Below are 13,043 nucleotides of genomic sequence, written 5' to 3'. Positions count from 1 at the left end.
GGAGTCAATAAGAGAATGTCTCTGATCTGATCGTACGATTCTGATTTAGTTCACTCGATTTACGCAACAAAGCCCTTCCAAAGCCAAAATTTCGCCTCTCAAGCCAGATGAACGGTCTCTTCCAACTTGATCTTCAAGTTTTTTTATCTCTATACCTAATTGATATAACTCGGGGTGTGTGGCTTTAATCGAATCGACGAGCTCACCATTTCTAAGCGCCATGTCGAACGCTTGTAAATTTTTGAGGCGAATCGAAAATGCTTTTCCTTGAGCATTAAGCATCGCTTCTTGATACTGATCTTCTAATCGTTCCAAGTTTTCGATTAACGTGATGGCATGCCGTGTCTTTTCATCAAAATCGCTAATATGTGACAGAATCGTATTTCGGTTTTCGTACTCGCCAATAGCATTAACAAGATCGTTCTCAGAGGACAGAAGGGTGCTCATTTTCGCTGCGAAATCTTGAGCGCTTTCCGTTGAATCCCCTAGCAAAAGAGTTTGAGATGAAAAAAAGGCCGTGTTTAATTCGACTCAATGTTACTGATTGTGTTAACGACCTTATGTGTACTTTCAAGCTGCTGAATAGAAAATTTGTTGCTCAGTAATAAACTGATAATAGCTGTGAGAAGTACCGCAGTAAAAAGCAGTAATTTTGATTTGAACGTCATATATTTGCCTGTGAATTGTTGCTTGTGTCATCAAATATCAAATAGGCGGATTGGCGGGAGATCTGACTATTCATGTTTCAGTAAGCGATAAGTAAACACGATTCCCATCATTAGCGGAGTACTAGGGACCGTTCTATAGTTGTTAGTGTCTATTTAAAGTTATTAGTGCCGACTTAGAGTTATTGGTATCGACTTATAGTTATTGGTATCGACCTTCAGCCAAAGAGGTGAACTCTATTATGAGTAATATAATCAATACTTTAATGGGCACTAATATAACTTTGTATTGATGAACATTTATCGACAACTATCACATTCCCTCGATTCTAAGTAAGCCAATATATCCGTTATAAGAAAGCCCCCAGTATCCGTTGTCTTGAAAGATATTTGAATGCCTAAAAAACGCTCTTTCTGATAAGATACTCAACTATTTTTTCGCCAAGTAAGTCCATACTTAGAGAAGCGCAAAGTTATGTAAATTAGCGGGGTATAGGCTGCGTTGGCCTAAACTTTCTGCTTATAATTGCGCCACTATTCCCTGTTGCCCCTTTCTATATGCGAACAATATATATGCGAATAATACTAGCTTTACTGCTTCCTCTTATTACCGTGGCTTGTGCGTCTAGCGATACACACCCGTTATATACACCATCGAATATCGAACCAGTAACCGATTATGAATCGTTTGATGACTATGCCGAGCAGACAAAACAGCAGCTTTTAAAGCACCGTTATTTCCTTACTCAGGACAAAAATGCAGAGTTGTTGGCAAACCTTCCGGCGGAGTTGCAGCTAGAAAGTGACGCTAAGCCAGATAAAGGCGTATTGCTCATTCATGGCTTAGGAGATTCCCCTTACTCTTTTGTCGATATCGCGAAATCGCTGCAGCAAGAGGGGTATTTAGTGAGAACGGTTCTTTTGACAGGTCACGGCTCCCGACCTGCGGATATGCTTAACGTGGATTACCAACAATGGAATGATCTGGTTGAAAAACAAGTAGCACTGTTTAAAAAAGAAGTTGATCACCTCTACCTTGGTGGCTTTTCTACAGGCGGTAATCTGGCTTACTCTTATGCCGCGCAAGATCAGGATATTGAAGGCTTAATGCTGTTCTCTCCGGGTTTTATCTCCAATGAACCCCTTGCTTTTGCTACGCCTTGGATCAGTTGGATTAAGCCGTGGTTGATGGATGTCGATCCGAGTAATACCACCAATTATACTCGTTACTTTACGGTGCCAACCAATGGCTTTGCGCAATACTACAATACCAGTAAGCAGGTCACCGATACGATAAAAGAGCAGCCTTATACTAAACCGGTTTTTATGGTGTTAACCGAGCACGACAGCGTACTCGACACCAAGGCGATCAAAGGCCTGTTTGAAACGCACTTTATTAATCCAAACAATAAGTTGATCTGGTTTGGCTCTGACCCAACGTCTAGCCAAGGAAATATCCGTTATATTAATAGCTATAATCCACAGCTGCGTATTAGCAATATGTCACACATGGGCGTTCTCTACGCGCCTGAAAACCCTTATTACGGCATTAATGGTAGTGAGCGAATCTGTCGCAATGGCTCAGATATGACGGATGATGAGATTAAGCGTTGTAATGCGGGAGAAGAGGTGTGGTACAGCGCTTGGGATGGTCGAGCGAATGAAGACATTCATGCTCGTTTGACCTTTAACCCTTGGTACGACGAAATGATGGAAAGTCTATACGAGACGTTTGTTGCCATAGAGCACAAATAAGCCTAGTCCTTATAAAAAGAGATAAATGCCTAGGGCGTGTTGACCAGCAAACGCTGCCCGAAGGGTTCGGCTAAAAGCGTTTTACTCTTTGTTGAGGAGGGTTGCCGCCACTTAGCCATCACCATCCACTTAACAAGTAATAAGTAACAAGAAGCGACCTTTCCAATTCGTTAGGTTTTATTGGGTACTTGAGTTGTCGCTTCCTTTATCGTTATTTGATTGGGTAATCATGAAACCCTAATTGCTTGGATATATTCCGGCCTGCACAGTGCAGTAACTCGACATAGCGCGCTTTTTTCTCTTCATCAAATCGGATGGTAGGAAAGGAAATGGAGACACCGGCAATGACGGTACCAAAACGATCGTAAACGGGGGCAGCGATACAACGTAAACCCGGTTCTTGTTCTTCATTATCTTCGCCAAAGTGCTGCAGCTTAACCGTTTTAAGTTGATCAATGAGTTGCTCGACGTTTGCAAGAGTGTTTTTTGTGGTTTTGACAAATTCGGCGTCGGCCAGTTGAGTGCGAACGAATTCTTCGTCACGTTCTGCCAATAACACCTTACCAATTGCGGTTGTGTGCAGCGGGTTTCTTCGACCAACGCGAGAGTGCATGCGCAGCGCGAAGCTAGAATCGATTTTGTGTACGTAGATGATAGAACCATGATCCAACGCACCTAAATGAATGGTTTCATTGGTCTCTTCTGAGATCACTCGCATCTCTTTCTCTGCGATTGTGATCATATCCACCCATTCAAGTGACTTTGAACCCAACTCGAACATTTTCAATGTCAGTGAGTATTTGTCAGCTTCACCTTGTTGAGAGACATAGCCAAGCATTTTCATTGTTTGTAGAAAGCGGTAGGTGGTGGCCTTAGACATCATTAGACGCTGTGAAAGGTCGGATACGCCAATTTCCTTCTGTTTCCCCAGAGCTTCAAGAATATTAAACACTTTTAATACCGATGAAACGGCTTCTGGTTGGGTGGACTTCTCCATTTTGATTCCTTTGAGCTATCTAGTATCAAGACAAAATACCATTTTTCATTATTTCTAAAAAGCCTTTTCAAAAAAAACAAAAAATTGGAAATGATCAGCTTATAGCTTTCAAACCGATCATTGTAAGCAATGAATTTGTGTTTTATTGTATGACTTAATCGAGTGGGCGACATCACCGAAACGCCACAACGCTAAACGCAATTGAGGAAGCAAACATGATGCTAGATTCATTCAATCTGAAAGGTAAAGTCGCGATAGTGACTGGCTGCAATACGGGCCTAGGTCAAGGTATGGCAATTGGACTGGCTGAGGCTGGATGCAAAGTAGTTGGCGTGAATCGTACTGAGCCAACCGATACGATGGAAAAAATGAAGGCATCGGGTCATACGTTTTTAGACGTACGTGCCGATCTTTTAAAGCAAGAAGATATTCCCGGAATTATAGAACAAACACTGGCTGAGTTTGGTCACATCGACATCCTTGTTAATAACGCAGGCATTATTCGCCGCGAAGACGCCATTGAGTTTTCTGAGCAAAACTGGGATGACGTCATGAACATCAACACTAAGACTGTTTTCTTTATGTCTCAGTCGGTGGCGAAGCAGTTTAAAGCGCAAGGTACGGGCGGTAAAATCATCAATATTGCCTCTATGCTCTCTTTCCAAGGTGGGATCCGAGTGCCTTCTTATACGGCGTCTAAGAGTGCTTTAATGGGCATTACCCGTGCGATGGCAAACGAATGGGCGAGTGATAACATTAATGTCAATGCGATTGCTCCGGGATATATGGCCACCAACAATACTCAAGCACTGCGTGATGATGCTGACCGTAACCAAGCTATCCTTGAGCGTATACCTGCTGAACGTTGGGGCACTCCGCAAGATGTCGCGGGCCCATGTGTGTTCTTAGCTTCATCAGCATCGGATTATATCCATGGCTATACCATTGCGGTCGATGGTGGGTGGTTAGCACGCTAACGCGTAGCGACTTTGTGTAAGCTCTGAATGTTAAGCTCTGAATACTGAGAGCGAACGTACGAGACTAATTTTGAAATTTGCAGCCATGCTGCGGGAGAAAGTAAATGAAAATCGCACTAATGATGGAAAACAGTCAAGCAGGCAAAAATGCCATGGTAGCCGTTGAGCTAGAGTCTGTGGCTGGTGGTCTTGGTCACGATGTGTTTAACGTAGGGATGACCGACGAAAACGATCACCATTTAACGTATATTCACCTCGGTATTATGGCGAGTATTCTGATCAACTCAAAGGCTGTTGATTTCGTTGTGACAGGGTGTGGAACAGGCCAAGGTGCATTAATGTCACTGAATCTGCATCCTGGCGTGGTTTGTGGCTACTGTTTAGAGCCGTCGGATGCGTTCCTGTTTAACCAAATCAACAACGGAAATGCTATCGCGCTCGCTTTTGCGAAAGGTTTTGGTTGGGCGGGTGAGCTGAACGTGCGCTACATCTTTGAAAAAGCGTTCACAGGTGAGCGTGGTCAAGGTTACCCTCTAGAGCGAGCAGAGCCGCAGCAACGCAACGCAGCGCTGCTTAATGAGGTAAAAGCAGCGGTAGTGAAGGATAATTTTATTGATTCACTGCGCGCAATCGACCAAGAGTTAGTGAAGACAGCTGTAGGTAGCCCGCGCTTCCAACAGTGTTTGTTTGACAATGGTCAAGACCAAAACATTGCCGATTACGTTCGCTCACTTCTGAACTAATTTGGGCACTTGATTGACTAGAGCCAGCCCAATGAGGCTGGCTTTTTTATACAGGTCGTGTGGCGAGAGTATTGCTGGCTCTTTCTAAAGCCTCCCGAACCTGATTCGATGCCCTTTCCGTATTTGCATTCGCTTTTTGTGCCCAAAATGCTTTATGGTACAAACGATACAACGATACAACGATACAACGATACAACGATACAACGATAAGCACTGAGCCCTTTGCCACAGAGCCTCCTCATTGAAACTAAGAGACTTACTATGAATTTTGATATTAATTCACTGAAACACCACCAACTGGTCGAAGATGGTCAACTCGAAGGGTGCTACATTCATCAGCCTGTACCGGGCAGCCAACAAGACGATAAAGCCGTTATTGCAGAGCGCCAAGCGTTGGAAAAGATGGGATATAAGGTGGTACAGGTTCAAGCTAAAAGCGGGACCACAACATTTGCCGAGGCAATGCAAAAGTTTGCGAAGAAGACCGGTCACCAGCCTAAAGAGTAAGGTAGCGGGTAGAATGAAGATATTACTGCTGACGATCGGTACGCGTGGTGATGTAGAACCGTTTATCGCTTTAGGTAAAGCGTTAATACAAAAAGGCCATCAAGTTGATTTATGCGCACCGTCTTGTTTTCAGGCGTTGGTCGAAGAAAATGGTTTGACCTACAAATACATTACGGATGAGTTGTTCAAGTTACTGGATAACGGAACATTAGAAAGTATGGGGAGCTTTGTTAGTGGTATCAAAACCACAATGAAGTTAATGAAAAAGGCCAAGCCACTTAATCGACAAATGATTATTGATAGTATTCGTGCTGGATTAGATTCTGAGCCTGAACTAATCGTTTATCATCCTAAGTGCTTGGCTGCAGTTTCGATTGGTGAAAAACTCAATATTCCAGTAGTGATGGGGGTGCTTCAACCCATGATTGTTAAAACTGGGGCTTTCCCTCCAGCAGGTATTCCCGATTTAGGCTCATTCGTAAATAGGCTCAGTTATCGATTAATTAGTTTAGCTTTTTCTCTGTACTCCAAAGAACTCAATCATCAACGTACCGAACTTTTAGGTTTACCTGCTTCGAAAAGAAATACAGGTATATTGTCATACAGTAACGGGGAACAAGTTCCTGTATTGCACGCGTTTAGCAAACAGTTAGTGTCTCGGCCAAACGATTGGACACGCGACGCAATCATCACTGGTTATTGGCGAACAAAAACAGATTTAGATGATTACAAACCGTCAGCAGAACTGGTGGACTTCTTATCCCATGAATCAAAACCCATTTATATTGGTTTTGGCAGCATGATAGGAAAAGAACCAGACAAAGCGGGGACGATGGTCGTTGATGCCGTCACCAAGGCGGGCGTTCGTGCGATCATTGCTTCAGGATGGGGAGGTCTTAAAGTGGATGAATTACCAGAAAATGTATTGGTGATTAAATCTATTCCGCATGCTTGGTTGTTTCCTAGAGTAGCTGCCGTTGTACATCATGGTGGTGCTGGTACAACTGCAGCGGGTCTTGCGGCTGGTAAACCGACGTTGATTTGTCCTTTTTTTGGTGACCAACCTTTTTGGGGAGCACAAATAAAACAAAATGGATTGGGACCTTCACCTATTAAACAGAAGAAATTGACGAGCGATAATTTAAGTAAGGCTTTAATTGAATTAGTGTCTAATCAAAACTTCAAGATAAATGCGAGTAACTTGGCCGAGGTCCTATCACATGAAAACGGTGTTAATACAGCGATTGCTTGGATGGAGAAAAAAGATCTTTTAAAGTGATTGGTATATCACTTATTCCACAGGCAATACCGTGCTAGACACATCTTCCTCTTCATCATCTTGGTCTACCACTTTATCGGCTATCCAATCTACCGCTTTTGTGAAGTAGAGCTTGTTGGTTTCGGTATCACACCAACTCTTGGATAGCCCTCTTCGATTAAACTCGCTGCCAATTGCGGCGAGTGTTTGGCTGCTTGAACGCCCGTAATATAGGGTGTCACATAACTGCAAATTCGACATAGACTGTGGGTAGGTATTCACCGACGATGTGTTGGCACTCAGTGCTTTAGTTTGGTTATGAGTACATCCGGTCAGGGTTAGGAAAAATAGTATAACTAAGGTTTTGTTCATGGGTTATCGTGATTGATTGAGTATACTGTTACCGTAATATAAACACAGCTGAGCCTGTACTTTGTCAGCATTTGTACAAAATCGACTAGATCGGGGCCATTGTTCCAATTATTGACGGTTTACAGGTGGTAGCGTTAAACCATAGCGTTTTAGATTGCTCTTCTAACCGTTGCTGTGCGGTAAGTGCCGGTAAGGGGCTATTTACTACGATACCCACTGAAGGCACCGTTTTTGGTAATGGTTTTTGCAGATGCCAGTAAACATTTTGGCCAAGAGTTGAGAACCCTTACTTAATAGGCGCGGTGGTTACTAGGCCTTGTGATCTTTCGAGCTGATTTTTGCAGCGAGTTGCTGAGTATTTATACAAGGCAGAGGTTTCGATGTGTAGCTAGCCTGCTGATGTGGAATACAGGCAATGTGCTACTTACAATCGGCGTTAGTATGAGTGTGTTTTTGTTCTATAACTTGGTCGCGGTTGATTGCCTTTTTAATTGATAGACCTTGCAACGTATAGCTTGGTGGCATCTAATGTACTGATTCACAGTTTGTGTATTTGTGTATTTGTGTATTTGTGTATTTGGGTTTTGGTAAGGAGTTAGTTTGGCTAAGAAATATTATGTGGTTTGGAAAGGTCGCACAGCGGGTATTTTTACCACTTGGAACGAGTGTAAGGCGCAAGTTGATGGCTTTGCTGGCGCGAGATATAAATCGTTTCCAACGCTAGGCGAGGCTGAGTCTGCTTTCGGTGGTCAAGCGTCGTCTGCATCAGGTTCTGCGGCGACAAAGCCAAGTTCTACGGGTAAGGCGAAAGCCAAGGTTCCTCCGCTTACTGAGCAGCAAATCTTAGATATGCCGTTTGACATCAAGATCTTTACCGATGGTGGCTGTGAGCCGAACCCCGGTGAAGCTGGGACAGGTTTAGCTGTCTATCAACACAACCAATTAACCGAATTGTGGTATGGCTTATATCAGCCGATTGGAACCAACAATACCGCCGAGTTACATGGCCTTAAACAGGCGTTTTTGCTGGCAAAAGAAAAGTTAAACGCGGGCCTGTCGGTTGCGATTTACAGTGACTCAAAGTACTCCATTGATTGTATTACTAAGTGGGCAGTGGGTTGGAAGAAAAAGGGTTGGACTAAGTCGGGCGGTGAGATCAAAAACCTCGATATTATTAAGCCTGCGTACGCTCTCTATCAAGAATTGTCTGCCCAAATAACCATCCATCATGTGAATGGTCACGTAGGCATTGAGGGCAATGAATTGGCCGATAGAATGTCGATTGTGGCGATTTCATCGAAAGAGCAGCAGCTATCTCAATATCGTGATATCGATGACATTAACGCGATTTTAGCCCTGCGAGCAGGTTAAACAAGAAGCCTATCGATGAGCTTGATCCATCGGTAGGTGCTTAGGGCGTGTTGATCTTTTGATCTGACTTTACGTCTATTTTAGGTTGGGTTTTCAATCCATTGTGACAACTGCTGAGCTTGTTTTAATGAATTAAAGTACTGTGTCACGCGTTGTCTCGCTTTTAGCCTCATCTCTGTTTTGTCGTCGCTGCTCAATTGCGTAAAGCGCTCAATCGCTTCTCTTAATTCATCAACGTTCTTTTCGCTAACCACAAAACCTGTCTCTGGTGAGACGATCTCTTTGCATCCCATAATGTTGGTGGTAATGACTGGTGTACCAACGGCCATCGCTTCTTTTAGCACCAGTGGCCCTGTGTCCACACACCCTGTTTCAGAAAAGCAGAACGGCGCGATTAGGCAGTCATAGTTCGATAGTTTCTCTTTCACCCACTGGTGAGGCTTTGCGCTGAGAAAGGTCACGTTGTGAGTGAGTCCTTGCTGTTTTACTTGTAATTTTAACGCTTTCTCTAACTCGCCAGCACCTATGATATCGAGATGAATGTCGAGAGGCTTAGCAATTGGTGCTAACGCATCAATAAGAAGGTGGATACCTTTTTGTTCAACAAGTCGTCCAAGAAAAATAAAGCGCAGTTGCTTTGTTTCATTTTTTGGCTGTAGTCGAAATTGTTGGGTATTCACCCCGCAATGCAGCAGTTTTATATTGCCTCTTGTCATGTGGTTGAAGTCGGCCTGCATGTCTTGGCAGACCGTCACCACAAAATCACTCGATCTGATCTTTTGTTCAATATCATAAGCAAACTCATAAACATCGTGACCATGGGCGACAAACGAGCAGGTTATGTTAAGCAGTTTTGCTGCCACAATCGCGTGAGCGGTGGTGTGCTGGCAGAAGTGGGCATGAACGTGATCGATCTCTTTTTCAGCAAGCTGCAATGCCAATTTGAACCCGTAAGCGAACAATGATTTTCTAGGCATACTGGACTGTCTAGCAATAAAGGATACAGCCTTGATAACCCCTAGCCAGTTGATGTGGGTTATCTGACCCAGCTGAACTTTTTTACCAATCTCGAGGATGTCGTAGTCGAACTGTTTTTCGCTATTTTCAATGCTGAAGGTCATTACACAAACGTCGTGGCCGCACGCTTTAATTGCGTCGACTTCGGTCTGGATAAAGGTTTCACTCAATACCGGGTAAGTGGGCGCTACAAATGCGACTTTCTTCATTCTCGTCTCCTTTGAGCTGGGTGTTCAATCATTAAAGTAATAGACGAACTAAGTAAAGCAAGATACGAACCAAGACTAAATCGCCACTTTGGCGGGTTTTCTAGTGTTTTCCTAAGGGTACCTCTCAAGAAGTCGCTCGTTCTCTCAAATTGATAATCAAATTGGCGTTGTAGGCTTTTTGACCAGCTGTATTTTATCGTCATTTTGAGAATGGAAGCGTAGATAGCTGATATAGAAGTAATTTTATAGCAAAGCGCTCTCGGCATAGAACATGCAACGTTAGCCATATAACGTATAAACCTGAGGGCGTCATTATGGCTAAAGTGAGTATTATTATTCCGACCTACAACTGCTTGAATTATTTACCCAAGGCGATTGGCAGTGTATTTAGCCAGACTCATCAAGATTTTGAGCTGATCATTGTTGATGATAACAGCAGTGATGGGACGTCGAGTTATCTCTCATCGATAAAGGATGAGAGGATGCTGACATTATCAACTCAGGGCGTTGGTGCGCCTCAAGCAAGAAACCTAGGCATCGAACAAGCTACGGGCGATTATATCGCCTTCTTAGATGCCGATGATGCGTGGTTGCCAGAAAAGATCGAACGCCAACTTGAGTTTCATCAGCAATATCCAAATATTGCGATGAGCTTTACCAACTACGATCACCTGACTGAAGACGACCAAGTGATTGTCGACTGCTTTAGTTATTGGTCACAATTTCAAGATCATACTGAGCGGCTTATCACTCTCGAAAACCCGCTTGAGTTCATTATTGAAAACAACGTCATTGGCACCTCAACAGTGATGGTCAAAGCTGACGTATTGTCTCAAACAGGAGGGTTCAATGCGGATATTCAGTACGGGGAAGATTGGGAACTGTGGCTTAGGTTGAGTGAAAATCACCAGGTGGGTGTGTTGAATTCTGTCCAAGTAGGCTACTTGATGAGAGCGAGTTCCGTTACCCAAACGGAAAGTCTTAAATTGAGAAACCTGCAGTCTGTTGAAACCATTCTTCAGCGTTACCAAAATCAGAGTCAACGATGGAACTTAGCGTCTTCAAGTTTTAAAGTCGCACGGGCGAGAATCGAGGAGGGCTACGCTGATTATTATCGAGGTTTACATCATAACCGAATCGCGATTGGGTACAGCCTGCGTTCGTTCGTTTTAGCTCCTCAAGAGCGAACCCTGCGACATCTTGTTGGCGACGTTAAGCGTTGGCTAACGTCTGCTTGGTAAGGAATCGGTGAGCGCGATGGGATCATTAAAACAGTCTATCTATTATGCGATTGGCATTGTGATGATGAAGGGGATATCTTTGGTGATGGTCCCTTACATGACTCATAAAATGACATTAGCGGAGTATGGCTCTTTAGAGACCATCGTATTATTGGCTGATATCGGAACGATTTTGTTTAGCTTCGGGATTATTGAGGCCATGTACCGCTATGTGGGTACGGCTGAGGGAGAAGAAAAGCGAACACTGGTATCAACCTGTTTCACGCTGAGCATTTTAGTTTGTGTACTCGGTGGCGGCATCATTGCTCTGAGTATGCCGCTGATGCTCTTGATGCTGCCCGTCGAATTTGAGCCTTATCAAATCATGCTTTTACTTGTCCCGACCATGCTCGATGGTGTGATTTCTATCCCACTGACCTTGATGCGAATGAACGCAATGGCAAAACGTTTCTGCCTGCTTAATGTGGTAAAAGCGAGTGTGCAGGCAGTGATGACTTTTGTCTTACTGGAGTCAGGATTTGGTATTGATGGAGTGCTGATTTCTTCTGCTGTATCGAGTGTGCTATTGATGCTGTGTTTGGTGGGTTATCAATGGCAACAAATGGGGTCATTTGGCAGCTTCAAATACGCAGCGAAGATTTTGAAATTTGGCTTACCGACGTTAGTTGGCGGCGCTTCAATGTATATGATCACAGGGCTCGATCGCTGGGTGATGGCCAGTTTTGTTGGGGTAGAGGCGCTGGCGGTTTATGCGGTCAGTGCTAAGTTTGCGCTGATCTTGGGCTTACTGCTTCAGCCTTATGCGCTCTGGTGGTTCCCTAATCGTGTCACGATGCTGCAACAACCCAATGGCAAGAAGGTGTGTGCAGATAAAGCGTTAACGGGCGTTAATCTTGCGATTGTCTTAGGGGCCTTAATGATGCTAACGGTCCCCGGTTTTATCGCCTTGATTTTGCCAAGCAGTTATCAGTATGCCAGTACTATTGTGGTCACCTTGCTAGCGATCAGCGTTGTTAAGAATGCTGGTGATTATCTCAACCTAGGCTGTTTTAGTGGCGACTCGAGCCAGTCACAAATGTGGATTCAAGGTGGCTGTGTCATGGTCGCTATCATCGGTTACTTTACCGTGACACCAATCTATGGCGAATGGGGAGTAGTTGGGGTGCTTTGTGCTACCTACATCGTGCGACTGCTGCTGCTATACTGCGTCAGCCAAAAGATCGAGTACTTACCTTACGATCATCGCCAATGGATAGCGGCAGTGAGTATCGCGGCACTCGCTATTACTTGTGATCAATTGCTTGGTTGGGTGTTGGTCGATATTGATGATTTTGTTTTAGGCAGTGTGGTTGCGCTAGTGACGCTTATCGCCTTTATCCGGTATTCAATTATTCCTGTTCCACCAGCGCTGCTCAATAAATGTGTGTTAGGCAAGCAGTCACATGTCAGCTGAACTGGCTGCGCTCACTACGTCTATTTCTGTGTCAATGAGTGCAGCATCGATGATTAGACTTGTTTGATAATGGCTTCCACAGTCTTAAGTCTACATCACCATGATGTGCATCAACACCACGCTAGAGGTTAATTGGGTTCGCATATCAAAGTAGCCATCGGGTCCTTGGCTTTGGTTCTCTTCCCCCATTGACCTTTCCGCTCGCCAAACCGCAATGTAACCATTGATAAGAATCAGTGTGGTCAAGAACTCGTACTGTTCACCGAGCAGCACTGCGAACCAGGCGGCTAACACGATCACATTACTGAGGATCAGTGCCTTGTTGCTGGATTGGCTTGCGAAGTTTTCTATCCCATTTCCCCACAAGATGCCCGACAAAAAGCTCAAGATGACCACGCTGTAGGGTAAGCGTCTTTAAATCGACTCATTCAATCCTTTCAATAAACGTCGTAACCTTTAACTTTGATCGTTAAAGGTA

At 44.1% G+C, this 13,043-nt stretch carries 12 protein-coding genes and 2 pseudogenes; 9 read left to right on the top strand and 5 right to left on the bottom strand.

What is annotated here, in order from left to right; all coding sequences use genetic code 11:
* Window positions 1-45: 45 nt before the first annotated feature.
* Entirely contained in the window at window positions 46-447 is a 402-nt protein-coding gene (locus tag Q1A70_RS16990; protein WP_299694257.1) for a hypothetical protein, read from the bottom strand.
* A gap of 791 nt (window positions 448-1,238) precedes the next feature.
* Here Q1A70_RS16990 and Q1A70_RS16985 point away from each other — a divergent pair.
* Complete coding sequence (locus Q1A70_RS16985; protein WP_299694260.1) at window positions 1,239-2,420, top strand: alpha/beta fold hydrolase; 1,182 nt, start codon at window positions 1,239-1,241, stop codon at window positions 2,418-2,420.
* A 211-nt stretch (window positions 2,421-2,631) separates the two neighbouring features.
* On the opposite strand, the gene kdgR is transcribed toward Q1A70_RS16985, so the two are convergent.
* Window positions 2,632-3,417: a DNA-binding transcriptional regulator KdgR gene (gene kdgR / locus Q1A70_RS16980; RefSeq protein ID WP_299694263.1), complete on the bottom strand. Its 786-nt coding sequence runs from the start codon at window positions 3,415-3,417 to the stop codon at window positions 2,632-2,634.
* Between the two features lie 215 nt (window positions 3,418-3,632).
* Between kdgR and kduD the strand changes: the two genes are divergently transcribed.
* The 4 genes from kduD (at window position 3,633) to Q1A70_RS16960 (ending at window position 6,923) form a co-directional block, all read left to right on the top strand.
* On the top strand, window positions 3,633-4,394 hold the full coding sequence (kduD, locus tag Q1A70_RS16975) for a 2-dehydro-3-deoxy-D-gluconate 5-dehydrogenase KduD (protein WP_299694266.1): 762 nt from the start codon (window positions 3,633-3,635) through the stop codon (window positions 4,392-4,394).
* Between the two features lie 104 nt (window positions 4,395-4,498).
* On the top strand, window positions 4,499-5,137 hold the full coding sequence (locus tag Q1A70_RS16970; RefSeq protein WP_299694269.1) for an RpiB/LacA/LacB family sugar-phosphate isomerase: 639 nt from the start codon (window positions 4,499-4,501) through the stop codon (window positions 5,135-5,137).
* Window positions 5,138-5,398: 261 nt separating this feature from the next.
* The gene (locus Q1A70_RS16965; RefSeq protein WP_299694272.1) at window positions 5,399-5,644 is read left to right on the top strand and encodes a hypothetical protein; all 246 of its coding nucleotides are present in this window, start codon (window positions 5,399-5,401) and stop codon (window positions 5,642-5,644) included.
* 13 nt (window positions 5,645-5,657) lie between these two features.
* A complete protein-coding gene (locus Q1A70_RS16960) occupies window positions 5,658-6,923 on the top strand; it encodes a glycosyltransferase (protein ID WP_299694274.1) in 1,266 nt (421 codons plus the stop codon).
* Window positions 6,924-6,935: 12 nt separating this feature from the next.
* Here the strand turns inward: Q1A70_RS16960 and Q1A70_RS16955 are convergent, their stop codons facing one another.
* Window positions 6,936-7,274 (bottom strand): hypothetical protein, encoded by a 339-nt coding sequence (locus Q1A70_RS16955; RefSeq protein WP_299694277.1) that lies wholly within the window; start codon window positions 7,272-7,274, stop codon window positions 6,936-6,938.
* A gap of 254 nt (window positions 7,275-7,528) precedes the next feature.
* On the opposite strand from Q1A70_RS16955, the pseudogene Q1A70_RS16950 reads away from it, so the two are divergent.
* Window positions 7,529-7,769, top strand: a pseudogene (locus Q1A70_RS16950) (hypothetical protein); the annotation flags it as partial.
* A 105-nt stretch (window positions 7,770-7,874) separates the two neighbouring features.
* On the top strand, window positions 7,875-8,645 hold the full coding sequence (locus tag Q1A70_RS16945; protein WP_299694280.1) for a ribonuclease H family protein: 771 nt from the start codon (window positions 7,875-7,877) through the stop codon (window positions 8,643-8,645).
* A gap of 80 nt (window positions 8,646-8,725) precedes the next feature.
* Here Q1A70_RS16945 and Q1A70_RS16940 read toward each other — a convergent pair whose 3' ends face one another.
* On the bottom strand, window positions 8,726-9,871 hold the full coding sequence (locus tag Q1A70_RS16940; RefSeq protein WP_299694283.1) for a glycosyltransferase: 1,146 nt from the start codon (window positions 9,869-9,871) through the stop codon (window positions 8,726-8,728).
* A gap of 314 nt (window positions 9,872-10,185) precedes the next feature.
* On the opposite strand from Q1A70_RS16940, the gene Q1A70_RS16935 reads away from it, so the two are divergent.
* Both Q1A70_RS16935 and Q1A70_RS16930 read left to right on the top strand, forming a co-directional pair.
* Window positions 10,186-11,112 (top strand): glycosyltransferase, encoded by a 927-nt coding sequence (locus Q1A70_RS16935; RefSeq protein ID WP_299694285.1) that lies wholly within the window; start codon window positions 10,186-10,188, stop codon window positions 11,110-11,112.
* 16 nt (window positions 11,113-11,128) lie between these two features.
* Window positions 11,129-12,565: an oligosaccharide flippase family protein gene (locus Q1A70_RS16930; protein ID WP_299694288.1), complete on the top strand. Its 1,437-nt coding sequence runs from the start codon at window positions 11,129-11,131 to the stop codon at window positions 12,563-12,565.
* A 90-nt stretch (window positions 12,566-12,655) separates the two neighbouring features.
* On the opposite strand, the pseudogene Q1A70_RS16925 reads toward Q1A70_RS16930, so the two are convergent.
* Window positions 12,656-12,991, bottom strand: a pseudogene (locus tag Q1A70_RS16925) (DUF3429 domain-containing protein); the annotation flags it as partial.
* Window positions 12,992-13,043: the final 52 nt, after the last annotated feature.

Source organism: uncultured Vibrio sp., assembly GCF_947488985.1.
Classification (GTDB): domain Bacteria; phylum Pseudomonadota; class Gammaproteobacteria; order Enterobacterales; family Vibrionaceae; genus Vibrio.
Note: the sequence above shows the minus strand (reverse complement) of the source record. Positions and strands in the feature narration are given on the sequence as shown.

Bases quoted from the DNA above. Each gene is read 5' to 3' on its own strand.
- Q1A70_RS16970 (WP_299694269.1), top strand. From the start codon at position 4,499: ATGAAAATCGCACTAATGATGGAAAACAGTCAAGCAGGCAAAAATGCC.
- kdgR (WP_299694263.1), bottom strand. From the start codon at position 3,417: ATGGAGAAGTCCACCCAACCAGAAGCCGTTTCATCGGTATTAAAAGTG.
- Q1A70_RS16990 (WP_299694257.1), bottom strand. From the start codon at position 447: ATGAGCACCCTTCTGTCCTCTGAGAACGATCTTGTTAATGCTATTGGC.
- Q1A70_RS16965 (WP_299694272.1), top strand. From the start codon at position 5,399: ATGAATTTTGATATTAATTCACTGAAACACCACCAACTGGTCGAAGAT.
- Q1A70_RS16955 (WP_299694277.1), bottom strand. From the start codon at position 7,274: ATGAACAAAACCTTAGTTATACTATTTTTCCTAACCCTGACCGGATGT.
- Q1A70_RS16985 (WP_299694260.1), top strand. From the start codon at position 1,239: ATGCGAATAATACTAGCTTTACTGCTTCCTCTTATTACCGTGGCTTGT.
- kduD (WP_299694266.1), top strand. From the start codon at position 3,633: ATGATGCTAGATTCATTCAATCTGAAAGGTAAAGTCGCGATAGTGACT.
- Q1A70_RS16960 (WP_299694274.1), top strand. From the start codon at position 5,658: ATGAAGATATTACTGCTGACGATCGGTACGCGTGGTGATGTAGAACCG.
- Q1A70_RS16940 (WP_299694283.1), bottom strand. From the start codon at position 9,871: ATGAAGAAAGTCGCATTTGTAGCGCCCACTTACCCGGTATTGAGTGAA.
- Q1A70_RS16935 (WP_299694285.1), top strand. From the start codon at position 10,186: ATGGCTAAAGTGAGTATTATTATTCCGACCTACAACTGCTTGAATTAT.
- Q1A70_RS16930 (WP_299694288.1), top strand. From the start codon at position 11,129: ATGGGATCATTAAAACAGTCTATCTATTATGCGATTGGCATTGTGATG.